General features: G+C 72.1%; 25 protein-coding genes. 14 read left to right on the plus strand and 11 right to left on the minus strand.

Translation table 11 applies throughout. The annotated features are described in order from the left end of the window. Positions 1 to 108 precede the first annotated feature (108 nt). From gyrA to AB9M23_RS05880, 6 genes are all read left to right on the plus strand, one after another. The gene (gyrA, locus tag AB9M23_RS05855; RefSeq protein WP_372423282.1) at positions 109 to 2,934 is read left to right on the plus strand and encodes a DNA gyrase subunit A; all 2,826 of its coding nucleotides are present in this window, start codon (positions 109 to 111) and stop codon (positions 2,932 to 2,934) included. Positions 2,935 to 3,093: 159 nt separating this feature from the next. Beyond that, positions 3,094 to 4,866, plus strand: a complete 1,773-nt coding sequence (locus AB9M23_RS05860) for a hypothetical protein (RefSeq protein WP_372423284.1) — start codon at positions 3,094 to 3,096, stop codon at positions 4,864 to 4,866. Next, positions 4,863 to 6,446, plus strand: a complete 1,584-nt coding sequence (locus tag AB9M23_RS05865; protein WP_372423286.1) for a hypothetical protein — start codon at positions 4,863 to 4,865, stop codon at positions 6,444 to 6,446. The genes AB9M23_RS05860 and AB9M23_RS05865 overlap by 4 nt, the downstream gene beginning before the upstream one ends. Positions 6,447 to 6,523: 77 nt before the next feature. Next, positions 6,524 to 7,021, plus strand: a complete 498-nt coding sequence (gene coaD, locus AB9M23_RS05870; protein WP_372423288.1) for a pantetheine-phosphate adenylyltransferase — start codon at positions 6,524 to 6,526, stop codon at positions 7,019 to 7,021. A gap of 38 nt (positions 7,022 to 7,059) precedes the next feature. Further along, positions 7,060 to 7,581: a peptidylprolyl isomerase gene (locus AB9M23_RS05875; protein WP_372423289.1), complete on the plus strand. Its 522-nt coding sequence runs from the start codon at positions 7,060 to 7,062 to the stop codon at positions 7,579 to 7,581. Between the two features lie 48 nt (positions 7,582 to 7,629). Then, the gene (locus AB9M23_RS05880; protein WP_372423291.1) at positions 7,630 to 8,094 is read left to right on the plus strand and encodes a peptidylprolyl isomerase; all 465 of its coding nucleotides are present in this window, start codon (positions 7,630 to 7,632) and stop codon (positions 8,092 to 8,094) included. Positions 8,095 to 8,347: 253 nt separating this feature from the next. On the opposite strand, the gene puuE is transcribed toward AB9M23_RS05880, so the two are convergent. From puuE to AB9M23_RS05935, 11 genes are all read right to left on the minus strand, one after another. Continuing rightward, on the minus strand, positions 8,348 to 9,805 hold the full coding sequence (puuE, locus tag AB9M23_RS05885; protein WP_372423292.1) for an allantoinase PuuE: 1,458 nt from the start codon (positions 9,803 to 9,805) through the stop codon (positions 8,348 to 8,350). A 3-nt stretch (positions 9,806 to 9,808) separates the two neighbouring features. Then, positions 9,809 to 10,165, minus strand: coding sequence for a hydroxyisourate hydrolase (gene uraH, locus AB9M23_RS05890; protein ID WP_372423294.1), 357 nt, complete (start codon positions 10,163 to 10,165; stop codon positions 9,809 to 9,811). A 57-nt stretch (positions 10,166 to 10,222) separates the two neighbouring features. Next, entirely contained in the window at positions 10,223 to 10,876 is a 654-nt protein-coding gene (locus tag AB9M23_RS05895; protein WP_372423296.1) for an ATP-binding cassette domain-containing protein, read from the minus strand. Then, positions 10,873 to 12,564: an ABC transporter permease gene (locus AB9M23_RS05900; RefSeq protein WP_372423298.1), complete on the minus strand. Its 1,692-nt coding sequence runs from the start codon at positions 12,562 to 12,564 to the stop codon at positions 10,873 to 10,875. Before AB9M23_RS05900 ends, AB9M23_RS05895 begins: the two co-directional genes overlap by 4 nt. 305 nt (positions 12,565 to 12,869) lie before the next feature. Then, positions 12,870 to 14,108 (minus strand): ABC transporter substrate-binding protein, encoded by a 1,239-nt coding sequence (locus AB9M23_RS05905; protein ID WP_372423300.1) that lies wholly within the window; start codon positions 14,106 to 14,108, stop codon positions 12,870 to 12,872. A gap of 122 nt (positions 14,109 to 14,230) precedes the next feature. After that, positions 14,231 to 15,208, minus strand: a complete 978-nt coding sequence (locus AB9M23_RS05910) for an alpha/beta fold hydrolase (RefSeq protein WP_372423301.1) — start codon at positions 15,206 to 15,208, stop codon at positions 14,231 to 14,233. A gap of 57 nt (positions 15,209 to 15,265) precedes the next feature. After that, positions 15,266 to 16,009 carry a pyrimidine 5'-nucleotidase gene (locus AB9M23_RS05915; RefSeq protein WP_372423303.1) on the minus strand — a complete coding sequence of 248 codons (744 nt, stop codon included), beginning with the start codon at positions 16,007 to 16,009 and terminating at the stop codon, positions 15,266 to 15,268. An 84-nt stretch (positions 16,010 to 16,093) separates the two neighbouring features. Continuing rightward, positions 16,094 to 17,002 carry an acetylglutamate kinase gene (gene argB, locus AB9M23_RS05920; protein WP_372423304.1) on the minus strand — a complete coding sequence of 303 codons (909 nt, stop codon included), beginning with the start codon at positions 17,000 to 17,002 and terminating at the stop codon, positions 16,094 to 16,096. A gap of 364 nt (positions 17,003 to 17,366) precedes the next feature. Then, positions 17,367 to 17,726, minus strand: a complete 360-nt coding sequence (locus tag AB9M23_RS05925; RefSeq protein WP_372423306.1) for a DUF423 domain-containing protein — start codon at positions 17,724 to 17,726, stop codon at positions 17,367 to 17,369. Between the two features lie 3 nt (positions 17,727 to 17,729). Then, a complete protein-coding gene (gene yihA, locus AB9M23_RS05930) occupies positions 17,730 to 18,446 on the minus strand; it encodes a ribosome biogenesis GTP-binding protein YihA/YsxC (protein ID WP_372423308.1) in 717 nt (238 codons plus the stop codon). Between the two features lie 53 nt (positions 18,447 to 18,499). Beyond that, complete coding sequence (locus tag AB9M23_RS05935; RefSeq protein WP_372423310.1) at positions 18,500 to 19,015, minus strand: Lrp/AsnC family transcriptional regulator; 516 nt, start codon at positions 19,013 to 19,015, stop codon at positions 18,500 to 18,502. Between the two features lie 64 nt (positions 19,016 to 19,079). Here AB9M23_RS05935 and ehuR point away from each other — a divergent pair, with 64 nt between their 5' ends. From ehuR to AB9M23_RS05975, 8 genes are all read left to right on the plus strand, one after another. Next, positions 19,080 to 20,465 (plus strand): MocR-like ectoine utilization transcription factor EhuR, encoded by a 1,386-nt coding sequence (gene ehuR, locus AB9M23_RS05940; protein ID WP_372423312.1) that lies wholly within the window; start codon positions 19,080 to 19,082, stop codon positions 20,463 to 20,465. 122 nt (positions 20,466 to 20,587) lie between these two features. After that, positions 20,588 to 21,388, plus strand: coding sequence for an ectoine/hydroxyectoine ABC transporter ATP-binding protein EhuA (gene ehuA, locus AB9M23_RS05945; protein WP_372423314.1), 801 nt, complete (start codon positions 20,588 to 20,590; stop codon positions 21,386 to 21,388). A gap of 70 nt (positions 21,389 to 21,458) precedes the next feature. Further along, positions 21,459 to 22,316, plus strand: a complete 858-nt coding sequence (gene ehuB / locus AB9M23_RS05950; RefSeq protein WP_372423315.1) for an ectoine/hydroxyectoine ABC transporter substrate-binding protein EhuB — start codon at positions 21,459 to 21,461, stop codon at positions 22,314 to 22,316. 78 nt (positions 22,317 to 22,394) lie between these two features. Next, positions 22,395 to 23,051 (plus strand): ectoine/hydroxyectoine ABC transporter permease subunit EhuC, encoded by a 657-nt coding sequence (gene ehuC / locus AB9M23_RS05955; protein ID WP_372423317.1) that lies wholly within the window; start codon positions 22,395 to 22,397, stop codon positions 23,049 to 23,051. A gap of 14 nt (positions 23,052 to 23,065) precedes the next feature. Further along, the gene (gene ehuD / locus AB9M23_RS05960; protein WP_372423318.1) at positions 23,066 to 23,725 is read left to right on the plus strand and encodes an ectoine/hydroxyectoine ABC transporter permease subunit EhuD; all 660 of its coding nucleotides are present in this window, start codon (positions 23,066 to 23,068) and stop codon (positions 23,723 to 23,725) included. Then, positions 23,722 to 24,507 (plus strand): ectoine utilization protein EutA, encoded by a 786-nt coding sequence (gene eutA / locus AB9M23_RS05965; RefSeq protein WP_372423319.1) that lies wholly within the window; start codon positions 23,722 to 23,724, stop codon positions 24,505 to 24,507. Before ehuD ends, eutA begins: the two co-directional genes overlap by 4 nt. Next, positions 24,504 to 25,493, plus strand: coding sequence for a hydroxyectoine utilization dehydratase EutB (gene eutB, locus AB9M23_RS05970; protein ID WP_372423320.1), 990 nt, complete (start codon positions 24,504 to 24,506; stop codon positions 25,491 to 25,493). Before eutA ends, eutB begins: the two co-directional genes overlap by 4 nt. Further along, positions 25,493 to 26,485 (plus strand): cyclodeaminase, encoded by a 993-nt coding sequence (locus AB9M23_RS05975; RefSeq protein ID WP_372423322.1) that lies wholly within the window; start codon positions 25,493 to 25,495, stop codon positions 26,483 to 26,485. Before eutB ends, AB9M23_RS05975 begins: the two co-directional genes overlap by 1 nt. Positions 26,486 to 26,499: the final 14 nt, after the last annotated feature.

A 26,499-nucleotide genomic window follows, 5' to 3' on the forward strand; every position in this document is an offset into this window, starting at 1 on the left:
CATCTAGGAGGTTGATTTCCCCGCGGATTCGGCGGCGTTCCCCGTCCCGGCCCCTGCACCGCGGGTTCCCGTCGCTTCCAGAGCGAGCCGCACGAGAGAAGGTCGCCCGTGGCCGAAAACGATCCCAGCACCCCCGGGGGCGAGCCGCCGCCGCCCGGCGCCGACGTCAAGCCCGTCTCCATCATCGACGAGATGAAGAAGTCCTATCTCGATTACGCGATGAGCGTGATCGTGAGCCGCGCGCTGCCCGACGTGCGGGACGGGCTCAAGCCGGTGCACCGGCGCATCCTCTTCGCCATGCACGAGGCGGGCATCTTCCCGGAGCGCCCATACGTCAAGTGCGCGCGCGTCGTCGGCGATGTGATGGGCAAGTACCATCCCCACGGCGACCAGGCGATCTACGACGCCCTCGTGCGCATGGCTCAGACCTTCTCGATGCGCCTGCCGCTGATCGACGGGCAGGGCAATTTCGGCTCGGTCGACGGCGATCCCGCGGCGGCCATGCGCTACACCGAGTGCCGGCTCGCCAAGCCCGCGATGGCGCTCCTCGACGACATCGACAAGGAAACGGTCGATTTCGGCGACAACTACGACGGCAAGGAGAAGGAGCCGCTGGTCCTGCCGGCGCGCTTCCCGAACCTCCTCGTCAACGGCGCCGGCGGCATCGCGGTCGGCATGGCCACCAACATCCCGCCGCACAATCTCGGCGAGGTGATCGACGCCTGCCTCGCCTACATCGACGACCCGGCGATCGGCGTCGACGATCTCATCGGCATCGTGCCGGGGCCCGACTTCCCCACCGGCGGCCTGATCATCGGCCGCGCCGGCGCCCGCTCCGCCTACCACACGGGCCGCGGCTCCGTGATCATGCGCGCGCGCGCCGAGGTGGAGGAGATCCGCAAGGACCGCGAGGCGATCGTCGTCACCGAGATTCCCTACCAGGTGAACAAGGCGGCGCTGATCGAGCGCATCGCCGACCTCGTGCGCGAGAAGCGCGTCGAGGGCATCTCGGACCTGCGCGACGAATCGGACCGCCAGGGCATGCGCATCGTCGTCGAGCTCAAGCGCGACGCGGTGGCCGACGTGGTGCTCAACCAGCTCTACCGCTACACGCCGCTCCAGACGTCCTTCGGCTGCAACCTCGTGGCCTTGAACGGCGGGCGCCCCGAGACGCTGAACCTCAAGGACATGATCCGCGCCTTCGTCGACTTCCGCGAGGAGGTCGTCTCCCGGCGCACCAAGTACCTGCTCGGCAAGGCGCGCGACCGGGCCCACGTGCTGTGCGGGCTCGCCATCGCGGTCGCCAACATCGACGAGGTCATCCGCCTCATCCGCACCGCGCCCGATCCGAACACGGCGCGCGAGGCGCTGATGGATCGCGACTGGCCGGCCCACGACATCGCGCCGCTGATCGCGCTCGTCGACGATCCGCGCCATCGCGTGGCCGAGGACGGCACCTACCGGCTCTCCGAGGTCCAGGCCCGCGCCATCCTCGACCTGCGCCTGCAGCGCCTCACCGCGCTCGGCCGCGACGAGATCGGCGACGAGCTCAAGAAGCTCGCCGACGAGATCCGCGACTATCTCGAGATCCTGTCCTCGCGCGTGCGCATCTTCGGCATCATCCGCGACGAACTCGCCGCCGCGAAGGCGGAGTTCGCCACGCCGCGCAAGACCGAGATCATGGAGGCCGAGGGCGAGTTCGACGTCGAGGACCTGATCGCCCGCGAGGACATGGTCGTGACCGTGTCGCACATGGGCTACATCAAGCGCGTGCCGCTCTCGACCTACCGGGCCCAGCGCCGCGGCGGCAAGGGCCGCTCCGGCATGGCGACCCGCGAGGAGGACTTCGTCTCGCGCCTGTTCGTGGCGAGCACGCACACGCCGGTGCTGTTCTTCTCCTCCCGCGGGCAGGTCTACAAGGAGAAGGTCTGGCGGCTTCCCGTCGGCGCGCCCAACGCCCGCGGCAAGGCGCTCATCAACATGCTGCCCCTCGTCGAGGGCGAGCGCATGACGACGATCATGCCCCTGCCGGAGGACGAGGACACCTGGGAGCGCTACGACGTGATGTTCGCGACCGCGAACGGCAACGTCCGGCGCAACAAGCTCTCCGACTTCGTGCAGGTGAACCGCGCCGGCAAGATCGCCATGAAGCTCGACGAGGGCGACGCCATCGTCGACGTCCAGGTCTGCTCGGTCGACGACGACGTGCTGCTGACGACGGCGAAGGGTCAGTGCATCCGTTTCAGCGTGCCGGACGTGCGCGTCTTCAAGGGACGTGATTCGACCGGTGTGCGCGGCATCACGCTGGCCAGGGACGACACGGTGATCTCGCTCGCGATCCTGCGCCACGTGGACGCGAGCGCGGAGGAGCGGCAGGCCTACCTGCGCTACGCCTCCGCCATGCGCCGCGCTGCCGGCGCCGAACTCTCCGCAGAGGAGGCGCCCGCCGCCAACGGCGACGCCGAGGAGGCGACGGCGGAGGTCGAGCTCGGCCAGGAGCGCTACGCCGAGATGGGTGCGCAGGAGCAGTTCGTGCTCACGCTCACCGAGAACGGCTACGGCAAGCGCTCCTCGGCCTACGAGTACCGGGTGACGAACCGAGGCGGCAAGGGCATCACCGCGATGGTGACCAACGCCCGCAACGGCAAGCTCGTCTCCTCCTTCCCCGTGGAGGGCCACGACCAGGTGATGCTGATCACCGACCGTGGCCAGACGATCCGCGTGCCCGTCGACGGCATCCGCATCGCCGGGCGCTCGACCCAAGGGGTCATCGTCTTCGACACGGCGGAAGGCGAGCACGTCGTCTCCGTCGAGCACATCGCCGGCGGCGCCGAGACCGAGGTGGTCGAAGGCGAGGCAGGCGGCGAGGACGGGGACAACGGCGGCGCGGCCGACGGTGCTCCGGGCCCGGACGAGACGCCGCCTCAGGCGTGAGGCGCGCTTTCGGGCGTCGACGAATTCCGGCTGCACGCGCCCCGCGGGCTTCGGCTCGCGGGGCGCTTCGCATGGGTGCCTGCTGTTCAGATAAATCAGCTTGACGTATAATTCATGCATTGAGATTATGTATGCCTCCTTCGATAATGGGAGGCGCGGATGCCGGACTTGGACGGCGTGGCCGGCACGGGTCGTGGCCCGGATGATCGCAGCCCGGAGACGAACGGGCCGAACGCGGACGAGGACGCGTTTCGTCGGGAGACCACCCGCACCCGCGACGGCGGCCCCGATCCGGCGGACGGCGAGCCGCGGGAGCCGCATCGGCCCCCGCCGTACGCCCGCTCCCCGCCCGGCCACGACGACGCCGGCGAGACCGGACCGCGGCAGCCGCGCTCGAACGGCGTCCCCTCCGGGCGTCCGCGACCCGAGCCGGAACCCGAGACGGTGCCGCAGCCCGGGACCGAGCCGAAACCCGACGCATCGCCCTTGATGACGGCCGAGGAGGCGGAGGCGACCCGCGCGCGGATCGAGGAACTGCGGGGCCGCTACCCCCATCTCGACATTCCCGACCTCGGCGCACCCGTTTCCGGCCGGTACGGACCGCCGAACCCGCCGGGTTACCTCGACCCGCGCACGGTCTGCCTCGTCCCGCCGCCGCCGAGCTGGGAGGCGTGGCCCCGCAGGAGCCGGGAAGCCCCGGAGCCGAAGCCGGAGCCGGGGCCGGGTCTCCGGGAGATGATCCAGGAGGTGGTGCTCGATCCCGTCGGCGAGGCGCTGTCGTTGCTCGGCCCCACGGCCTGGACCGTGGGCTGGTCCCTCCCCCCGGACCATCCGATCGCGGCCGAGATGACCGTGAGCACGCCCTGGCGGGGCGGGCCGCAGCAGGTCGGCTGGTCGTTCGGCCCCGGCGACGACGGTACGGGCGGGCGCGACACCGCGAGCCCTCTCCCCGAGGACCTGCGCGGACGCTCGAGCAGCGGCGCGGTGAGCGTCGACACGAGTCGTGTCTGGGCCTGGGCGACGGGTGAGGCGCCGTTCCTCGGCGAGGGTGGCGTCGTCACGCGCATCGATGCCGGCCACGGCGGCACCGTCGGCGTCGCGATCCCCGGCCTGCACGGCTTCGACGGGCGCCTCGGGCTCGCCGACGTCGCCCTCGGCGCCCAGGGCGGCACGGACTTCGCCGAGCACGAGGACGTGTACGGCCTCGCGCTCTCCGTCTCGGCCCGCGCCGACGACCTTCTGGCGGGCGCGATGATGGGGGTCGGCGGCGTGCTCGCCGCGATCCCGCCGACTTTCAAGCTCGGGCTCGGGACCATGCTCGCCGGCAACCGCATCGATCGCCTGGGCGACCGGATCGAGGCGCAGGTCGGCGTGGTCTCCTTCGGGCTCGAGTGGACCGCGGAGGTGCGCGTCGCCCGGGACGACGGCACGCGAGTGCCGGCGATCGAAGCCACGCTGAACGGAGCGCCCGCGCCGCACCTGGCGGACGCCTTCGTGGCGGAGCTGCAGGAACCGCTCCTGCCCGACCAGCATCCCTTCGTGAGCCTCGCGGCGCGCACCCTGGTCGAGACCCTCGACGGCGTCGCGCAGGCCTTGGGCCTGCCCACGGTCACCGCGGCGCACGACGCCCTCCCAGACGCGATCCAGGACGCGCTGCCGCTCGCGGTCGACGACGTCTTCGCGGCGCACGCGGCCGCCGACGCGGCGGCGCGCGACGCTTTCGGCGTGCCCGAGATCGGCGACGCGATCTATCTCGGCACGCTCGAGGAGGAGCTGAAGGCGCGTCTCCGCACGCGGGCCGCGCTCACCGGCCTCACCTGGCTCGCGAGCGAGGACGGACAGGAGCTGCTCCGGCAGGTGCTGCCGGGCTGGATGACCGGGGGTGGGCCGGCGGGGACTCACCTCGAGACGACCGGAAGGCCGACCCGATGACCGATCTCGCACGTATCGAGGCCCGCGAGGGCCATTCCCGCAGCGACGCGCCGCAGGACGACGGCTTCGCCGACGTTCTCGGAAACGAGACCCCGCCCCCCGAGCCGCCCCCCGAGCCGCCGCCGACACGGGTCGCGCCCGGGGACGCGCCTCCCGCCCCCGTCGGCACGGAACCCGCGCCGGGCGCGGCGACGCTCGTGCCCGAGCCGGGGCCCGTCGCGACGCCCGACTACCCGACGAACCCGCTCGTGGTCGACATCGCCGACTGGCTCGTCACGGGGGACGCGCAGGCGATCCAGGACTATGCCGGGCTCGGCTACGTCGACCCGTTCTTCATCGCGATCTCCGTCGCGGAGGCGGACGCCTGGATCCAGCGCCGCACCTTCGTGCCCGACGGAGAGGCGCGCGCCGAGACCGCGACCGAGACCCGCGCCGCGCTGGAGACGGGCACCGGCCCCGTCACCTTCGCGATCCGGCTCGAGGACGAGCTGCGCGCAGAGGGCATCATCCCCGAGGGCGCGCGCGTCGGCGGCGTCATGCAGGTGCGCGTCCTCTACCACGAGGCGACGCCGGAGACGCAGGAGCGCATCCGCGCCGCGGTGGCGCGGGCGCAGGCCGACGCGGGCCTGCCGCCCGAGCGGGATCTCGGCGTCTTCGCGCCGCCGCCGGCGACGCTCGGCGAGCTCGCCGAGGAGGCGCTGTCGGACCTGCGCGACTTCATCCAGCACGAGGTGCTGGAGCCGCTCGGCGACTTCGCCGACCTCGCCCGCACGGGCTCGTCGGTCACCGTCGGCTGGCTGCTGCCGACCTGGTCGCCGGTCCAGGGCGTGGTCATGGTGGTCTCGCCCATCGACGGAAACGGCCTCTCCGACGTCTTCGACTTCACGACGACGGATGGCGACCCGTCGAACCCGATCCTCGGCAACTTCGTCGTCTCGCCGGGGATCGGCCGGCGCAATTCCGGGCGCTTCCCCGGCGACCGGCTGAGCTTCACCCTCGCGCTCGGCGTCGAGCTGGAGACGGCCAACATCGGCACGGGCGAGAACGTGATCACCCGCCTGGAATGGGGGCCGGGCCTCACGCAGGGGGCGATGCTGGAGGACATCCCCTTCCTGCGCGACCGCTTCCCCGCCGGCACGATCGTCGCCAACATCCGCGGCGGGTTCACCACCACGGAGGACGGGCAGGTGGTGATCAGCGCCAACCTCGCGATCAACCTCGGTCTGGACCAGATCGTCGCGGGCGGCCTCACCGCCGGCAGCGGCATCGCCGCCGCCCTCGGTGGCTGGGCGATCACCGGCGCGGGCCTGCGCGGCGCCGCCTCGGTCGATCGCCTGGGCCAGCTCGCCCGCAACACGATCGGCATGCCGACGCTGGGCATCGGCTGGCGCGTGGAATACCGCTTCGACGGCGACGCCTTCCTCGGCGTCTATTCCGGCGACCAGCGCCTCGATTCGCTCTCGCGCAGCGTCGACGCCGCGCTCCAGGCCGAGGCGCGGGCGCGCGGGACGACGATCGGGGAGCTGGTGGAATCCGGCCGGGCGACGGGGGCGATCGCGCGGGGGATGGGATTCGGGTGAGGGGAAGGCCCGGGCGAGACGCGGCGTCGCGTCTCGCCCTTGCCGTCCCCCGCCCTTTTCGGCTAACGCTTGCCGCCATGCCGCCCGCCCCTCGCACCGCCCTCTACACCGGCTCCTTCGACCCCGTCACCAACGGGCATGCCGACGTGATCACGCAGGGCGCCGCGCTGGCGGACCGGATCGTGATCGCCATCGGCGTGCACCCGGGCAAGACGCCGCTGTTCTCGCCGGACGAGAAGGCCGATCTTCTGCGCGCCACCTGCGCCGGGCTGTCGCTCTCCGCCGAGGTCGAGATCGTCACCTTCGACGGGCTCGCCGTCGACGCCGCCCGGCGCGCCGGTGCGACGATCATCCTGCGCGGCCTGCGGGACACGACCGATTTCGACTACGAGATGCAGATGGCCGGCATGAACGGCGCGATGGCGCCGGAGATCCGCACCGTCTTCCTGCCCGCCTCCGGGCCGACCCGCCACATCTCCGGCACGTTGGTGCGCCAGATCGCGAAGATGGGCGGCGACGTCGCCCCCTTCGTGCCGGCGCCCGTCGCGGCGGCCCTGAAGGCCAAGCTCGCTTGACGCCGCGCCCGACCCGCGGCTCCCACCTGGAGACATCGATGAAGACGCTTCTCGCCGCCTTCGCCCTGATGCTCGCGGCCTTCGTCCCGGCCGCCGCGCAGGAGAACACGCTCGTCATGGAGACGCCCCACGGGGAGGTCGTGCTCGCGCTGCGCGCGGACCTCGCGCCGCGGCACGCCGAGCGCCTGCGCACCCTGACGGCCCAGGGCTTCTACGACGACGTGCCGTTCCACCGCGTGATCGCGGGCTTCATGGCCCAGACCGGCGACCCGACGGGCACCGGCGCCGGCGGCTCCGACCTGCCCGACCTCGCCGCCGAGTTCACGAACACCCCCTTCGTGCGCGGCTCGATCGGCATGGCCCGTTCGCAGAGCCCGAACTCGGCGAACAGCCAGTTCTTCATCGTCTACGACCGCGCCGAATGGCTCGACGGGCAGTACACCTACGTCGGCGACGTCGTCTCCGGCATGGAGGCGATCGACGCGCTCGCCAAGGGTGTCGACCGGTCGGGCGTGGTTCCCAACCCGGACCGCATCGTCTCGATGCGCGTCGGCGGGTGACGCAGCAGGCTTTCCACAGCAACACCGAACCAACCAAAGGAGGGCCCGATGGCCGATCCCGAGAACACGATCCTGATGGAGACGACCAAGGGCCGCGTCGTCATCGAGTTGCGCCCGGACCTCGCGCCGAGCCACGTCGAGCGCATCAAGACTCTGGCGCGCCAGGGCTTCTACGACGGCATCGCCTTCCATCGCGTGATCGAGGGCTTCATGGCCCAGACCGGCTGCCCCAACGGCACCGGTACCGGCGGCTCCGACCTGCCCGACCTCAAGGCGGAGTTCAGCGCCGAGCCGCACGTGCGCGGCACCTGCTCGATGGCCCGCACCTCGGCGCCGCATTCGGCCAACAGCCAGTTCTTCATCTGCTTCGGCGACGCCCGCTTCCTCGACAAGCAGTACACCGTCTGGGGCAAGGTCACCGAGGGCATGGAGACCATCGACCAGATCAAGCGCGGCGAGCCCGTGCGCGATCCCGACCGCATCGTCTCCATGAAGATCGCCGCCGACGCCTGAGGCGGGCCGCCGCCGTTCTCCCCTCCCCCTCGTGGGGAGGGGCCGGGGGTGGGGGGCGTGCAGGACCCTCTCGGCGCCGATGCAGCCCGTCGTCGGCGCTCGCCTGCATCGACCGCGCTACCCCATTCTGAACGCCCCACACCCCCCGCCCCTCTCCACGAGGGAGAGGGGAGTTCCCGATCGAACGGCATCGGCGGTGGCGCGCTCGACAGAATGCGTGCCTGTTTTCACACCTCACGATGGCCCACATCCCTCAGCCCGGCCGGCGCGCCTGCATCCGCTCCTCGATGCGCAGCCGCGCGATGGTCGCGATCTCGCCGAGCGCGGTATCGAATTCCGCCTGCGGGTCGTTGGCGAGGCGCGCCTCGAAGGCGGCCAGGATCTCGCCCTTGCCGCGGCCCCGCACGGCCATGATGAACGGGTGGCCGAATCGGGCCTTGTAGGCGTCGTTCAAGGCGAGGAATCGATCCTTCTCGGAGGGCGTGAGCCGCGTGAGTCCCGCGGACGCCTGCTCCGCCCGGCTCTCGGGCGCCATCTCCGCCACCGCGAGGCGTCCCGCGAGATCGGGATGGGCGTCGATCAGCGCACGCTTGCGCGCCGGCGGCGCCGGGTCGAGGGCGCGCATCAGGGCCGCGTGCAGGCCCTGCGCCGTCGCCGTCTCCGGCCCGAGCCCGGCCTCCCAGGCCGCTTCCGCGATCCAGGGAGAATGCTCGAAGACGTCGCCCCAGGCCGCGACGAACAATGGCTTTCCCAGGTCTGCCGGCGCGACTCCATCCGGCAGATGGTTGCGTGCCCAATGGCGGGCGATGTCGACGCGCGTGGCGCACCACACGGCGTCCTTCGACTTCACGTAGTCGAGGAATCGCGCCAGCGCCGCCGCCCGGCCCGGCCGCCCGACGAGCCGGCAGTGGAGGCCGACCGACATCATCCTGGGTGCCCGCGCGCCCTCCTCCCACAGGACGTCGAACGTGTCCTTCAGGTAGGCGAAGAACTGGTCGCCGGAATTGAACCCCTGCGGCGTGGCGAAGCGCATGTCGTTGGCGTCGAGCGTGTAGGGCACGATCAGGAACGGGCGGCCCTGCGGATCGCCGACCCAGTAGGGCAGCTCGTCGGCGTAAGAGTCGGCACAGTAGAGGAAGCCGCCCTCCTCCATCACGAGCCGCAGCGTGTGCTCCGACGTGCGGCCCTGGTACATCCCGAGCGGGCGCGCGCCCGCGACCTCGCCGTGCAGCCGCACCGCCTCGGCGATGTGCGCGCGCTCGACCTCGACCGGCGCGTCGCGGTAGTCGATCCACTTGAGCCCGTGGGAGGCGATCTCCCAGCCCGCCTCGTTCATGGCGGCGACTGCGTCCGGGTTGCGCGCCATGGCGGTGGCGACGCCGTAGACGGTCACCGGGATCCCCCGCTCCCCGAACATCCGCCACAGCCGCCAGAAGCCGGCGCGCGAGCCGTACTCGTAGATCGACTCCATGTTCATGTGCCGCTGCCCGGGCCAGGGCTGCGCGCCGACGATCTCCGAGAGGAAGGCCTCGGACGCGGGGTCCCCATGCAGGATCGCGTTCTCGCCGCCCTCCTCGTAGTTGATCACGAATTGCAAGGCGACCCGCGCGCCGCCCGGCCAGGCGGCGTGCGGCGGGGTGCGGCCGTAGCCGACCATGTCGCGGGGATACTCGGCCCCGGCGGCGTCGAACACGGGCATGCGCGCGGCCATGGCTCAGCTCCCGCGATAGGTGGAATAGCTCCACGGGCTCGCGAGCAGCGGCACGTGGTAGTGCCCGTCCGGCTCGGCGATGGCGAAGCGGATCGGCACCACGTCGAGGAAGGCGGGCTCGGCGACCGCCGCGCCGCGGGTGCGGAAGTAGTCGCCGATGGCGAAGGCGAGTTCGTAGGTCCCGATGCGATACGCCTCGCCCTGAAGGAGCGGTGCGTCGGTGCGACCATCGGCGTTGGTGCGCGTCTCGACCAGGCGGGTGCGTCCACCGTCGGGCTCGAGGCGGTCGAGCGTCAGCGCGACCCCGGCGGCCGGGCCTCCGTGGGCGGTGTCGAGGACGTGCGTCGAGAGGCGGGGCATCGGGGCTCCTCGTGGTGCGGCGATCAACCAAGATGTCCGACGCCGGCCGTGCGCCCGTCAAGAGCGAGGAGGACCTCCTCCAACCTCGATCACCCGCCCGCCCGCGGCGCGCGCGTCCTCCGCGTCGTGGGTGACGAGCAGCGTCGGCAGGCCGCGGTCGCGGGCGCGGGCGAAAACGAAGGCGCGCACGTCCTGGCGCAGCGCCGCGTCGAGCTTGCCGAAAGGCTCGTCGAGCAGCAGCGCCCGCGGCTCGGCGAGCAAGGTGCGCATCAGCGCGACGCGGGCGCGCTGGCCGCCGGACAGGGTCGCCGGATCGCGGTCTGCGAAACCCGCGAGGTTCGCCTGCGCCAGCGCCTCCTCCACGATCGCCCGCCGCCGCGCGGCGGGGCGCACGCTCCCGCGCAGCCCGAAGGCGAGGTTGCCGCCCACCGTGAGATGCGGGAACAGGAGATCGTCCTGGAAGAGGATGCCGACCGCCCGCTTCTCGGGCGGCAGCGCTCCGATCTCCACGCCGTCGACGAGCACCCGCCCGCGCGCCACGAAGGCCTTGGGCAGGAAGCCTCCGACATAGGCGAGGAGCGTCGACTTGCCCGATCCCGACGGCCCCATCACCGTCACCACCTCGCCCGGCGCGACCTCCATCGACAGCGGCCCGACGAGGGGCCGGCCGTCGAGCCCGATCGCGACGTCGTCGAGGACGAGGCCGGTCATGCCGCGGCCCTCCGGCGCGCCGCGAGGAGGCCCGGCACCGTGAGCGCCGCCGCGTAGACGAGGAGCGGCAGCGCCGCCTGGGCGAAGGCGGTGACGCCGACGACGCGCCGGTCGGCGCCCGAGGAGAGGGTCACGGCTTCGGTGGTCAGCGTCATGATGCGTCCGGCGCCTGCGAAGAGCGTGGGAAGATAGAGCGCCACCGAGACGGAGAAGCCCACCGCGAAGGCGGTCGCGATCGGGCGCGCCAGCATCGGCAGCTTCACCGCGAGGAACGTGCGCCACGGCCCCGCCCCGAGCCCGGCGGCGATCCGGGCGTAGCGCGGGTCCAGCGCGCGGAAGGGGTCGGCGAGCGAGAGGAAGACGTAGGGAAGCACGAAGAGCAGGTGCGCCCACACCACCGCGACGAGGGTCGCGTCGAGATCGAGCCGCACCAGGGCGACCTGCGCGCCGAAGAGGAAGGCGATCTGCGGCACGAGCAGCGGAACGTAGAGCAGCCAGAGCGCGCCCGCGCCCGGCTTCAGGTCCCGACGTGCCTCGTTCTCGAGGCACGCGAGCGCCAGCGCCAGCGCGACGGCGGTGGCGATCGCGGCGACGAGCGCCGTGGTGCCGACGAGGTCGACGAGCGTCGGCGTCGCGCGCTCCCAGCTGCGCAGCGACAGCGCCCGCGGCAGCGCGTCCGGATAGCGCCAGCCCTCGGCGACCGACCACAGCGCCATCATGCCGATCGCCCCGAGCACCGCCACGCCGGAGAGGATCGCGCCCGCGCCTCCGATCCCGAGGATCGGGCCGGAGAGCCCACCTCGCGCCCCGCGCGCGCACCAGGCGCGGTGGAGGCGCTTCACGACGACCTCGGCGAGGCGCCAGGCGCCGATGCCGGCGACGACGACGAGGAGCTGGAGCGTCGCCGCCGCCGCGGCGGTTGGGTAGAGCGAGAGGTCCCAGCTCGCGAACCAGCGCATCGCCAGCACCGCGAGCGGCGGCGGCGTGCCCGGCGCGAGCACGAGGGCGACCTCGACGTTGGACAACGAGAAGGCGAGCACCGCGTAGACCGGCAGGCGGATCTGCCGGTAGATCGCCGGCAGTACCACCTTGGCCCAGGCGACGAGGGGCGGATAGCCGAGCGCCCGCGCCGCCGCGAGCGCCTGCGCCGCCCGCACCTGGCCCTGCGCGGCGAGCACCATCAGCACGAGATACGCCGTCTCCTTGATCGCGAGGCCCGCCACGTACGACAGGCCCCACGGGTCGCGCACGATGGCGAGCGCCGGCGGGCGCTCCCAACCCGTCAGCCAGGGCGAGACGACCCGGGCCAGAAAACCGGAGGAGGCGATGAGGAAGGCGAGCCCGATCGCCACCGCGACGTGCGGCGTCGCCAGCAGCGGCGCCAGCGCCCGCTCGAGCCGCGCCGTCCCCGCCCGCGTCGAGGCGAGCGCGGCGAAGCCGCAGGCGAAGAGGAGTGCGAGCGCGGTGGAGAGGAACCCGCTCGTCAGGGTGAGCCGCAGCGACGTCGAAAAGCCCGGCTGCGAGACGAGGTCCCGCCAAGCGTCCAGCGACAGCCGCGTCTCGCCGAGCGCCGGGAAGATCCCGAAGGCCGGCGCGAGCGTGCCGAGGAGTCCCGCGCCGATCGGCAGGAGGAAGAGCGCGAGGGTCAGCCCGGGCGCGAGGCGCAGGGGGTCGGGGCGGGCGGTCATGGACGGCGCCGCCGATGCGGGCCGCGACGCTGCTCCCCTCTCCCTCGTGGAGAGGGGCTAGGGGTGTGGGGCGTCGAGCCGGGCTGCTCGGCATGGAGGACAGTCCGCACGGTCGTGCAGCGCGGCATCGGCGTCGTCGTCATCCTCTCACGCCCCACACCCCCGGCCCCTCTCCACGAGGGAGAGGGGAGACCCTCGGCGCGTGCGGCGGGCGGCAGCCGGAGCCTGCTCGCGCCGGCATTCGCCTTCCCTGGACCGCTGGAGACCGCCTGCCACGCCGCTCTCACCCAAGCCGCATCATCCGCTCACCCCGAGATCCGCCGCTCCCAATCGTCCACGAGGCGCGTCATCCAGGACGGATGCGGCTCGGGCAGGACGCGCACGAATTCCTCGGGCGCGGGCATCGCCGGATGCGCGTCGCTGACGTCGAAGGCGGCGCGCTCCTCCGGCGAGAGACGGGAGAGGTCGAGCACGGTGAAGGCGCCGAGGTCGGCGGGGTCCTGCGCCCGGGCCTGCGCCTGCGGCGACATCAGGAAGTTCGCGACGACCATCGCGCCCTCCTTGTGCGCGGCGTTGTAGGGGATCGCCACGAAGGACGTGTTGCCGATCGTGCCGTCCTCCAGGAAGAACACCCGGATCGTCTCGGGCAGGCGCCCCTGGATCGCGCCGGCGGCCGCCTCCGCCGGGTTGAAGGTGATGGCGATGTCGATCTCGCCATCGGCGAGGAGCTGGTTCTGGGCGGGACCGCTCTCGGGGAACTCGGCGCCGGCGCGCCAGAGGTGCGGGCGCAAGCCGTCGTACCAGTCCCAGAGCGGCGCCACCGTCTGCGCATAGGTCTCGTCCGTCGCCGGTGCCTGCAGCGCGGCGGGATCGGTGACCAGCTCGACGAGGGCCTGCTTGAGGAAGGTCGCACCCAGGAAGTCGCGCGCCGTCGGATGCGTCAGCCGCCCGGGGTTGGCCGCGGCCCAGACGAGCATTTCGGGCACGGAGCCCGGCAGCGCGGCGGGGTCGACCGCTTCGGCATCGTAGAGATACGCCACCTGGGCGACGCGCCAGGGCGCCGCGAGGCCCTCGACCGGCACGGTGAAGTCGACGACGTTGGAGGGCTTCACGACCGTGTCGACGAGCGCGAAGCTCGGCAGCGCGTCGACGAAGGGGCCGTGAAGCAGTCCCTCGTCCTTCATGGCGAGGAAGTTCGGCCCGTTGATCCAGATCAGATCCACCGCCCCGCCCGCGTCGCGTCCGGCCGCCTTCTCCGCCAGCACCCGCGAGACCGCCTCGGCGGTGTCGGAGAGCTTGACGTGCACGACCTCGACGCCGTGGCGCGCGCTCACCTCGTCGCCGACCCAGGCGATGAAGTCGTTCGTCGCCGGGTCGCCGCCCCAGGCGTTCCAGTAGACCGTCTGGCCCTCGGCCGCCTCGAGTATCTCGGACCAGTCGCGCGTCTCGGCCGCGCCCTGCGCGGCGGCTGGGCCGGCGGCGACGCCGAGGGCGAGGAAGACGCCGAGGGCGACGGGGGCTGTGCGCGGGCGGGGGTGATGCATGCGGCTCGTGTCCTCGTCTGCGGGCGTGCGTCCTCCCGTGAGGCGCGCGCGGTCGCTCCGTTGCCTATACGAAGCGGAGGCGGCGAACGTTACAAGGCTCGCCTCCGTTTTTTCGCGCGCGCTCACGCGGCCGGCAGGCGCCCGCTCGTCGCGAGCCCGATCAGCGCGCTCATCCAGGGACCGCGGATGGCATCGCTCTCGAGGAAGAGGCAATGCTGCGCCTGGCGGTAGGCGAGGACGCGGCAGGCGGGGATGTTCGCGGCCACGGTCTCGTGCAGGCCCGAATCCGTGAAGGCGTCGCGCCCCGCCGAGCCGATCAGCACCGGCACGCCGATGCGCGCGAGCCGCTGCGGCTCGACGACGCGGCGCGCCGAGCGAACGAAGCTGCGCCCGAAGCCCCAGGTCGCCCCCCCGACGCGGAGGGTCGGGTTCACCTCGGCCCAGCGCTCGAGGATCGCGGCGCGCTCCGGGTCCGAGGAGAGGAGCGGCCGCAGGCGCGCGCGCCGCTTCCCCTGGCGCTCCCACGGCCCGGCGCCGAGCGCCCAGGATTCGCCGAAGCCGAGCGCGACGACGAGCTCGACCACGAGCCGCGTCGGGCCCGGCGGCAGCGGGCTGTCGACGCCCACCGCGTAGGCGGGCGCCGAGAGCGCCGCCGCGTCCGCGAGGCCGGGCGCCTCCTCGAGGAAGCGCGTGGCGAGGTGCCCGCCCATCGAGTGGCCGACGAGCGTCAGCGGCCCGGGCGTCCCGGCGGGCAGGACGATCGTCTCGAGGAAGCGCCGGAGCGCCCCCACGTGCGCCTCGAAGCCCCAGGCGTGCGCCTTCTCCGGATCGGCGAGATAGCGGCCCGAGCCCCCCTGCCCCGGCCAATCCATGGCGAAGACGGCGATGCCCGCAGCGAGCAGATCGCGGATCGTCTCGAAATAGGCCTCGACATACTCCGTGAAGCCCGGCAGCAGCACGACCGTCGCGCGCGCGCCGTCGGGCGCGACGGCGGCCCAGCGGATCGTCGTGCCGTCGCGGGCGTCGAACGTGGCGAAGGCGATGTCGGCGGGCGCCGTGAAGCGCGCCTGGAGATCGCGCGGGACGACGACGTCCGCCATGCCTCTTGCTCCCAAGATGCCTCTGGCTGCCACCATGCCTCGGGCTCCCCCCGATCCTCAGGTTCCGACCTCGCCCGTGAGGAAGGACGCGAGGTCGTCGGTGATGTAGTCGATGTGCGGCTCCTCCACCGCCTCCTGCTCGAAGGCGTCGCGGAACGGGTCCGTGGTGCGCGGCACGACGAGCGTCGTCGTCATGCCGAGGTCGTGGGGCGCGCGCAGGTTCTTGGCGATGTCCTCGAACATCGCCGCCTTGGCGGGGTCGACGGCGTAGCGCTTCAGGAAGATCTCGTACGCCTCGCGGTTGGGCTTGGGCGTGAAGTTCGCATCGGCGAGGTCGAACACGTCCTCGAAATGGTCGAGGATGCCGATCTTCGCCGCCACCGCCTCGGCGTGCCTGCGCGAGCCGTTGGTGAGGATGAGCCGGCGTCCGGGCAGCCGCTCGATTGCGGCACCCAGCGCCGCGTTCAGCTCGATGTGGCGGTGGTCGATGTCGTGGACGAAATCCATGAAGGCGTGCGGGTCGATGGCGTGCTCGGTCATCAGCGCCCGCAGGGTCGTACCGTACCTGTGATAGTAGTGCTTCTGCAGGGCGCGTGCCGAGATCCCGTCGATGCCGAACAGGTTCGCCACGAACAGCGTGATGCGCTCGTCGATCTGCGGCCAGACCTGCGCCTCGTGCGAATAGAGCGTGTTGTCGAGATCGAAGATCCACGTCTCGACATGGCCGAACCCCCGCGCGTCCGGGGCGACGAAGTGGCGGCGATCGGCCCGCGCTGCGGAGGGGGAAGGTATGTGTCTCATGTCCCGACGAAAAAGGGGCCGGTGCGGCCCCTCCTCAATGTAGCGCGGATGGCGCGGGATTGCGAGGGCGCGGCGCGCGCGCCGTCACGTCCGGCGGATCAGCGTCCCCGCGCCGTGGTCGGTGAACAGCTCGAGCAGCACCGCGTGGGGCACCTTGCCGTCGAGGATGACCACCGCCTCGACGCCCTGCTCGATGGCGTAGATGCAGGTCTCGACCTTCGGGATCATGCCCGCGGTGATCGTGCCGTCGGCGATGAGGCGGCGGCAATCGTCGACCGTCATCTCGGGGATGAGTTGCTTGTTCTTGTCGAGCACGCCCGGCACGTCCGTCAGCAGCAGCAGCCGCTTGGCGTGCATCGCGCCGGCGATGGCGCCGGCGAAGGTATCCGCGTTGACGTTGTATGTCTGCCCCCCGTCGCCCACCGCGACCGGCGCCAGCACGGGGATCAGCTCGGCCTTGAGCACCGCGTCGAGGATCTGGCGGTTGACGTGGTCCGGCTCGCCGACGAAGCCGAGATCGACCACCTTCTCGATGTTCGAATCGGGGTCGACCACCGTGCGCGTCACCTTGCGGGCGTGGACCATGTTGCCGTCCTTGCCGCACAGGCCGATCGCCTTGCCGCCCTCCGCCGCGATCCAGCCGACGATCTGCTTGTTGATCGAGCCCGCGAGCACCATCTCGACGATCTCGACGGTGGCCTTGTCCGTGACCCGCAGGCCCGCCTGGAACTCGCTCTCGATGCCCAGCCGCGTCAGCATCGAGCCGATCTGCGGCCCGCCGCCGTGGACGACGATGGGCTTCAAGCCCGACTGCTCCAGCAGAACGATGTCCTCGGCGAAGTCCTCGGCCGCCGCCTGGTCGCCCATGGCGTGGCCACCGTACTTGATGACGACGACCTCCTCGTCGTAGCGCTGCATGTGCGGCAGGGCCTGGACGAGGATCTCGGCGCGCTCGTGCGCGGAGGGGCTGGGGTCGGGGGTCTTCTCGGTCATGGCGGCGGTGGTCCGGCGGTTCGAGCGTCAGGTGCTGGCGGGCTTCTAATGCGAAATGCGGCGCGAGGGTAGGCCCACTTCATGGTTCCGGCCCCCGAGGGGAGGAGTCCGCACGCAGCGCGGGCGATGGGGCCGTTGCGATGCTTGGGCGAGCCGGCCCGCCGACTTCCCCACCCTCCGTCCTTCGGCCGTCGTCCTCCCCTGCGGGGAGGAAGCGGTCGGCGGCCTGCATCGGCCGTTCGCGACATGCGCAACCCCGGATCCTTCCCGGAGGGGAGGAGTCCGCGCGGCACGCGCGGGCGGCGGGGCCTTTGGGATGGATCGTGCCGGTGCGTTCAGGGTGGTGCGAAACGCGTCCGACGCCTCACCGCCGCACGAACGCCGCCACCCCGAGCGCCAGCCATCCGAGCATCAGGAGCACGCCTCCCGTCGGCGCGGCGTTGGCGAACAGCGCGCGTCCCTCCAAGGCGCGCAGCGCGAGGTCGCCGCAGAACAGCGCGAGGCCCGCGACCAGGAGCCACCCGGCCAGGAGGCCCGCCTTGCGGCCGACGTGGGCGCCCAGGATCAGCGCGGAGATCCCCACCAGTGCGGCCGCGTGGAAGAGCAGGAAGGAGGCCGAAACCTCCAGCGTGCCGCCTCCCGCCCTGTGCGTCGCCATCGCCGAGAAGGCGACGCCGAGGAGCCCGGCCAGCGCGCCGGCCGCGAGGAGCAGGCGTTCCGCCATGATTCAGGCCTCGGGCCGGATCGCCGGCAGCGCGACGCCCCGCTCCGCCAGCAGCTGCGCGATCGCCGCGCGAAGCTCGGAGATCCCCTCCGCCGAGCGGCTGGACGTGACGAGCACCCGCGGATGCGCGGCCGGGCGCCGGGCGATCTGCTCGCCGGTACGGGCGACGACGGCGTCGAGCTCGGCCTTCTTCGGCGCGTCGGCCTTGGTGAGCACGATCTGGTAGGACACCGCCGCCTTGTCGAGCATGTCCATGATCTCGGAATCGTTCGGCTTGATGCCGTGGCGGGCGTCGATCAAGAGCAGGATGCGGGCGAGGTTGGCGCGCCCGCGCAGGTAGTCGCGTACGAGCTGCGTCCAGGCCGCGACCTTCTGCTTGGAGACGGCCGCGTAGCCGTATCCCGGCATGTCGACGAGCGTGAACAGCCCGCCCACGTCGAAGAAGATCAGCTGCTGGGTACGCCCGGGCGTGTGCGACGTGCGCGCGAGCGCGTTGCGCCCGGTGAGCGCGTTGACGAGGCTCGACTTGCCGACGTTCGAGCGTCCCGCGAAGGCGATCTCGAGCCCCTCCATCGGCGGCAGCGAGTCGGACTTGTCGGCCGCGGTGCGGAACGCCGCCTCGCGCGCGAAGACCTTGCGGCCGGCCTCGCCGTAGTCCGGCTCCGTCGGGGCCTCTCCCGCGCCGGCCCGTGATGCGTCGCTGTCGCTCGTCTCGCTCATGCGCCCCTGATGCGAGAATTCGGCGCCGGGCGCAAGGTCCGGCGCGCGGCGCGTCATCGCGCCGCGAGCGCCTGACCGCCCGCCTCGTCCGCCATCGCCGCGACGTCCGGCCCCGGCTCGTCCTTCACCGTGCGGGTGACGATGTAGGTGAAGTAGCGGTCGATGCCGATCTGGCGCTCCAAGAGCCCGTCGACGAGGCGCTGGTAGGCGTCGATGTCGCGGGTGACGACCTTGAGCACGTAGTCCACACCGCCGCCGACGGACCAGCACGAGACGATCTCCGGCGTCGCTCTCACCGCCCGCTCGAAGCGCTCGAAATCCGCCCGGCGGTGGGCGCCGAGCGTCACCTCCATCATCACCGTGGCCGCGGAGAGCCCGAGCCCCTTGAGCGAGACGCGGGCATGGTAGCCCGTGACGATCCCGGCCTTCTCGAGGCGATCAAGCCGGTTCCAGCACGGCGTCGGCGACAGGCCGACGGCCTCGGCGAGCGCGAGCTTGGTGATCCGCCCGTTGCGCTGAACCGCGGCGAGGATGCGCAGGTCGACGGCGTCGAGCTTCGGAGGCCTCATCGTGTCGCCCGTCCCCGCAGGAAAGTCCTTGCCGATTGAACTGACTTAAACGACAATTGAACTCATGACAATCTGGCGCCCCGACCCATCCACACTCGCGCGTCCCGTCTACGCCTCGCTCGCCGACCAGATCGCCCGCGCGATCGCCGACGGCGTGCTCGCCGACGGCACGCAGCTGCCCGTCCAACGCAGGCTCGCCGACGAGCTCGGCATCGCCGTGCAGACGGTCGGCCGCGCCTACGAGGAGCTCGCCCGCCGCGGGCTCGCCGCCGGGGAGACCGGACGTGGCACCTTCGTGCGCAGCCTCAAGCGCGAGCCGGAGCCGCCCTACCTCCCCGAGCGGCTCAACGAGCTCATCGACCTCTCCATCCTCAAGCCGATCTGCGAGCCGATCCACCTCGAGCGCATGAAGGCCGCGCTCGCCCGGCTCTCGCAGGACGTGCCGGCGAGCGCCGTGCTCTCGTTTCGCCCCAACGTCGTCTTTCCCCGCCATCGCGCGGTGGCCGCCGACTGGCTGCGCGGCTGCGGCCTCGACGTCTCGCCGCTCAACGTGACGGTGACGAACGGCGCCACCCCGGCGCAGACGATCGCGCTCATGAGCACGGCCCCGCCCGGCTCAGCCGTCGGCACGGAGGCGATCGGGCACCACACGCTGATGCCGCTCGCCGGCTATCTCGGGCTCAAGCTCGTCGGGATCGCGATCGACGAGGAGGGCATGATCCCCGAGGCGCTCGACCGCGCCTGCGTGGAGCACGATCTGAGGTCCGTCTTCGTCCAGCCGACCGTCATCAACCCCTGCGCGACGCTGATGAGCGAGGACCGGCGCGCCGCCCTCGTCGCCGTCGCGCGCCGCCGCGACCTCGCGCTCATCGAGAACGATCCGCTCGGGCCGATCGTCGAGCGGCGCCCGCCGCCGCTCGCCCGCCTCGCGCCGGAGCGCACGCTCTACGTGACGAGTTTCAGCAAGATCGTCATGCCGGGCCTTCGCATCGGCTACCTCGCGGTGCCCGACCGCTTCGTCGCCGCCGCCGCCAACCGGCATCTCGTCACGATGTGGATGGCGACGCCGCTGATGGCGGAGATCGCCTCGAGCTGGGTCGCGGACGGCACCGCGATGGAGCTCGTGCGCTGGCAGCGCCGGGCGATCCACACCCGACACGGGATCGTCGCCGACGCGCTCGCCGGCATCGCCTACCGCGCCCATCCCGAGAGCCTGCACGTGTGGGTGCCGCTGCCGGAGGCGCACGGGGAGAGCGCCTTCGTCAGCCAGGCGCGGGCGCAGGGCGTCGCCATCGCGCCCGGCCAGAGCTTCCGCATCGGCGAGGCGCCTCTGGCGCCGAGCGTGCGGATATCGCTCGGCTCGACGGATGCCGCCCAATTGCGCACCGGCCTCGCCCAGGTCGCGCACCTGATCCACGCCGCGCCGGAGCCGGCGATGCTCGCGATCTGAGCGGAACGCCTGCGAGAAACGCAGTCGCAGCTAAATTGTCATGATTTTATTTTGCACATTGACATGACATTACCCGAGCGTCACGGTCGGGCGTCTCATCGCAGGACAGCGAGGCGCCTTCCGTGACCCAGCCGACGGCGACAGCCCCGATCATCGAGGTCGACCGCGTCTCGAAGAGCTTCGGCGATTTCAAGGTCCTCGACGAGCTCGCCTTCACGGTCGCGCCGGCGGAGAAGCTCGCGCTGATCGGGCCGTCGGGCTCTGGCAAGACGACGATCCTGCGCATCCTGATGACGCTCGAGACCATCGATTCCGGGCACATCCGCATCGGGGGCGAGGAGCTCTTCCACATGCGCAAGGGGGACCGGCTCGTTCCGGCCGATGACGCGCACCTGCACAGGATGCGCGCGAAGATCGGCATGGTCTTCCAGCTGTTCAACCTTTTCCCGCACATGTGCGTGCTCGACAACGTGACGCTCGCCCCCGTCCTCACCAAGGGCGTCGCCAAGGACGCGGCCATGCGCCGGGCGATGGAGCTGCTCGACATGGTCGGTCTCGCCGACAAGGCGAAGGCGATGCCCTCGCAGCTGTCGGGCGGGCAGAAGCAGCGCGTCGCCATCGCCCGCGCGCTCGCCCTCGAGCCGCAAATCATGCTCTTCGACGAGGTGACCTCCGCGCTCGACCCGGAGCTCGTCGAGGAGGTGCTCAACGTGATGCATCGGCTCGCGCGCGAGACCGACATGACGATGCTCCTCGTCACCCACGAAATGGGCTTCGCCCACGACTTCGCCGACCGCGTGATGTTCTTCGACCGCGGCCGGATCGTCGAGCAGGGCCCGCCGGACGAGATCTTCTCGAACCCGCGCGAGGAGCGCACGCAGGGCTTCCTGCGCAAGATCATCGCGGCCGGACACCGCGTGTGAGCCCCGCCCGCTCGCCGTCGGGCCGGGCGCGACGACCACCAGGAACGCAAGAAGAAGGGGAACCAGCATCATGACCATCGCCACCCTCTCCCGCCGGATCGCGGCCGTCGCGCTCGTCGGCGCCGCCGCGGCCTTCGCCGCGCCCGCCGCCGCGCAGGACGACCCGCGCATCCAGGAGCTGCGCGACCAGGGCTTCGCCCGCATCGCCATCGCCAACGAGCCGCCCTTCACGCAGGTGAACCCCGACGGGACCGTCACCGGCGCCGCGCCAGACGTCGCCCGCGCGATCTTCGAGCGAATGGGCATCGACGACGTCGTCGCCTCCATCTCCGAGTACGGCGCGATGATCCCCGGCCTCCAGGCGGGGCGCTTCGACGCGGTGACGGCGGGCCTGTTCATGCGCCCCGAGCGTTGCGCGGCGGTGGCCTATTCCGAGCCGGTCCTGTGCGACGCGGAGGCCTTCGCCGTGAAGGCCGGCAACCCGCTCGGCCTCACCACCTTCGCCGACATCGCCGCGCACCCGACGGCGCGCATCGGCGCGCCGGGCGGCGGCACGGAGGAGCGCCTCGCCCTCGAGGCCGGTGTGCCGCGCGATCGTGTCATCGTCGTGCCGGACGGACAGAGCGGCATCAGCATGCTCCAAGGCGGGCGCATCGAGGTCTACTCGCTGCCGGTGCTGTCGATCTCCGACCTGCTGATGCGCGCGGAGGACGAGAACCTCGCGATGGTCGCGCCGGTCGCGGACGCGCCGGTCTACTGCGACGGCGCCGCCTTCCGCCGGCAGGACACGGCGCTGCGCGACGAATTCGACCGCATCCTCGCCGAGATGAAGGCGTCCGGCGAGTTCGCCGCGATCATCGAGCCCTACGGCTTCTCCGCCGCGGCGGCGATGAGCACGAGCCGCGAGGCGCTCTGCGCCGGCGGCTGATCCCCCCTTGCGCGGCGCGCAGCCCGCCGGCGCGCCGCTCTGCCGCCTCGCGCGAGCAACCCGTCGAGACGCCCCGCCATGGACTATTCCGGCTACATCGTGCTGATCCTGCAGGGCGCCCTCGTCACGGCGAAGCTGACCGTGATGGGCTGCGCGCTCGCGCTCGTGATGGCCTTCGTCGCGGGGCTCGGGCGGCTGTCACCCGTCGGCGCCGTACGGGCGCTGGCGACCGCCTACATCGAGTTCTTCCGCGGCACCTCGATCTTCGTGCAGCTGTTCTGGGCCTACTTCGTGCTGCCGCTGCTCGGCGTCGAGCTGACCCCGCTCCAGGCGGGCGTGCTCGCGCTCGGCCTCAATGTCGGGGCCTACGGCGCGGAAGTGGTGCGCGGCGCGGTCCAGTCGATCGGGCGCGAGCAGCGCGAGGCCTGCGTGGCGCTCAACCTCACGCGCTTCCAGGCGATGCGCTTCGTGGTGCTGCCGCAGGCGATCGTCCCGATGCTGCCCACCTTCGGCAACAACGCGATCGAGCTGCTCAAGGCGACCGCCATCGTCTCCTTGATCTCGATCTCGGACATGACCTTCCAGGCGCAGGTCATGCGCGCCCAGACGGGCAGCACGCTGGTGCCCTTCGCCACCATCATGGTGATCTACTTCCTGTTCGCGCTCGCGATCTCCGGCGCGATCAGGGCCCTCGAGCGCCGCCTCGGCCGCGGCCTCGACGGCGTGCGGGCCTGAGGGAGGGACGCGCCATGCTCTGGGACTGGTCCTTCGCGATCTCGATCATCCCGACCCTGTGGGAGGGCGTGAAAATCACGATCCTCGCCACCCTGCTCGGCTCGGTCGTCGCGGCGGTCGTGGGGCTCGCGATCGCACTGCTGCGGCGCTCGAAGAACCTCCTCGTCTGCAAGCCCGCGGCGTTCCTCGCGGAGTTCATCCGCGGCACGCCGCTCCTCGTCCAGCTCTACGTCCTGTTCTACGTGCTTCCCGACATCGGCATCACGCTCTCGCCGTTGGTCGCCGGCGTGATCGGGCTCGGCCTGCACTACGCCACCTACACGGCGGAGGTCTATCGCGCCGGCATCGACAACGTCCCGCGCGGGCAGTGGGAGGCGGCGAAGGCGGTGAACCTGACGCCGTCGCAGACCTGGACGCGGATCATCATGCCCCAGGCCGTGCCGCCGATGATCCCGGCGCTGGCGAACTACTTCATCGCCATGTTCAAGGAGACGCCGCTCCTTTCCGCCATCACCATCCTCGAGCTGATGAACCAGGCGCGCTCCATCGCCAACTTCAACTACCGCTACATCGAGCCGATGACGATGGTGGGCGTGTTCTTCCTCGTCATCAGCCTGATCTCGGTCTTCGGCCTGCGCTGGCTGGAGCGGCGCTATGGACGGGTGGGGTCGTGAGCGCCGCCCGCCCGCCCCGCCGGCTCGACCTGCCGCTCGGCTTCGACGCCGATCCGGTGGCCCGCCGCATCGGCCTCGTGATCCTGGCGACGGACCACACGACGGAGCCCGATTTCGCGCGCATGGTCGCCGGACCCCGGATCGGCGTCTACGTGGCGCGCGTCGCCTACGCCAACCCGACGACGCCCGCGAACCTGCGCGCCATGCGGCCGGATCTCGCGCGGGCGGCGGCGCTCCTCCTGCCCGACGAGCGCCTCGACGCGATCTGCTATTCCTGCACCTCGGCCTCGATCGTGATCGGCGACGAGGCGATCGCCGCCGCGATCCGCGAGGGCAAGCCGGGCGTGCCGGTGGTCACGCCCACGCGCGCGGCGGTGGAGGCCCTGCGGGCGCACGGCGCCCTCCGGATCTCGATCCTCACGCCCTACACGCAGGAGACCGCCGCGTCGGTGGCGCCCTATTTCGAGGCGCACGGCTTCGCGGTCGCCGCGCTCTCCTGCCTCGGCCTCGAGGACGACCGGCAGATGGCGCGGCTCGACGCCGCGACGCTGATCGAGGCTGCCCGGGCGGCGCTGGCGCCGGGCTCGGACGCGCTCTTCGTCTCCTGCACGGCGCTGCGGTCGGCCGCGATCGCCGCGGAGACGGAGCGGGCGCTCGGCGTGCCGGTCGTCACCTCGAACGTCGCCACCGCCTGGGCCTGCGCCCGGCTCGTCGACGAGAGCCCGCGCGTGGACGCACGCCTCGCCGCCCTCCCCCTCCCCGATCCGGCGGCGTTCGCATGAGCGCGCATCCGGGCCTCGCCGAGATCGAGCGCGCCCGCGCGGCGCTCGTCGGGCGCGTGCGGCACACGCCTGCGCGGCCGTCGCCCCAGCTCGCGGAGCGTCTGGGTGCACCCGTCGTCCTCAAGCACGAGCACGAGCAGATCACCGGCGCCTTCAAGCTGCGCGGCGCGACGAACGCGCTCGCGCGTCTCTCGGACGCCGAGCGCGCCCGCGGCGTCGCCACGGTCTCCACCGGCAATCACGGCCGGGCGCTGGCGCATGCCGCGCGCGAGGCGGGCGTGCGCTGCGTCGTCGCCATGTCGCGGCTCGTGCCGGCCAACAAGCGCGACGCCATCGCGGCGCTCGGCGCCGAGATCGCGATCCACGGCGCCTCGCAGGACGAGGCGCAGGCCGAGGTCGATCGGCGGGTGGCGGAAGACGGCCTCGTCGAGATCCCGCCCTTCGACCATCCGGACGTCATCGCCGGCCAGGGCACGCTCGGGCTCGAGATTCTCGACGACCTCCCCGACCTCGCGCAGGTGCTGATCCCGCTCTCGGGCGGCGGCCTCGCGGCCGGCGTCGCCGCGGCGGTGAAGGCGAGGCGGCCCGGTACGCGCATCGTGGGCATCTCGATGGACCGCGGCGCGGCCATGCACGCGAGCCTCGCCGCGGGCCGGCCGGTCCTCGTCGAGGAGGCGCGGAGTCTGGCGGATTCGCTCGGCGGCGGCATCGGCCTCGAGAACCGCCACACCCTGGCGATGCTGCGCGACCTGATGGACGAGGTCGTGCTCCTGACCGAGGACGAGATCGCCGCCGGGATGGCCTTCTGCCACGTCGCGGAGGGCGTCGTGGTGGAGGGCGGCGGCGCGGTCGGGCCGGCGGCGATCCTCGCCGGCAAGATCCGCCCGATCGGCCCGACCGTCGCGCTGCTGACGGGCGCGAACGTCGACCCGACGCAGCATGCCCGCATCGTCTCCGATCCCGCCATCCTGGAAAGGCTCGCCTGATGGGCAAGGTCACCCTCGTCGGCGAACGGGACCTGCGCGCAATCGTGCCGCTCGACGGCGCCGCGATCGAGGCGGTCCGCGGCGCCTTCCTGGCGCTGGCATCGGGCCGCGTGATCATGCCGCCGATCCTCTCCATGGCGATGCCGGAGGTGCACGGCGAGGTCGACGTGAAGACCGCCTTCGTGCCCGGCCTCGACGGCTTCGCGGTGAAGATCTCGCCGGGCTTCTTCGACAACCCGAAGCGCGGGCTGCCCTCCGTCAACGGCATGATGGTCGTCCTCTCGGCCACCACCGGGCTCGTCGAGGCGGTGTTCCTCGACAACGGCTGGCTCACCGACGTGCGCACCGCGGCCGCCGGCGCCGTCGCCGCGGACGTGTTCGCACGGCGGGACGCGCGGGTCGCCGCGGTCCTCGGCGCGGGCACGCAGGCGCGCCTGCAGATGCAAGCGCTCGCGCTGGTGCGCGACATCGCGGAGATCCGCGTCTGGGCGCGCGACGCGGTGAAGGCGGCCGCCTGCGCGGCCGACGTCGAGGCGGCGACGGGCGTGCGGACCCGCGCCGTCGGCGAGCCGCGCGCCGCGGTCGGCGGGGCGGACGTGATCGTCACGACGACGCCGGCGACGGCGCCGATCCTGTTCGCGGACTGGCTCTCCCCGGGGCAGCACGTCACAGCCATGGGCTCGGACGCCGACACGAAGACCGAGCTCGATCCCGCGATCCTGGCGCGGGCGGATCTCGTCGTCGTCGACAGTCTCGCCCAGAGCCGCGGGCTCGGCGAGCTGCGCGCCGCGATCGCGGCGGGCGCGCTCCCCGAAGATCACGCCTGCCCCGAGCTCGGCGCCGTCCTCGCCGGCACGGCTCCCGGCCGTCCGGGACCCGACGCGATCACCGTGTGCGACCTCACCGGCACGGGCGCGCAGGACACCGCCATCGCCGCCCTCGCCCGCGCCCGCGTCGCCGACGCCGGCGCTGGCCTCGTCACCGACATCTGATTCCCAGCCGAGAC

The organism is Salinarimonas chemoclinalis (assembly GCF_041514305.1).
Lineage (GTDB): Bacteria > Pseudomonadota > Alphaproteobacteria > Rhizobiales > Beijerinckiaceae > Salinarimonas > Salinarimonas chemoclinalis.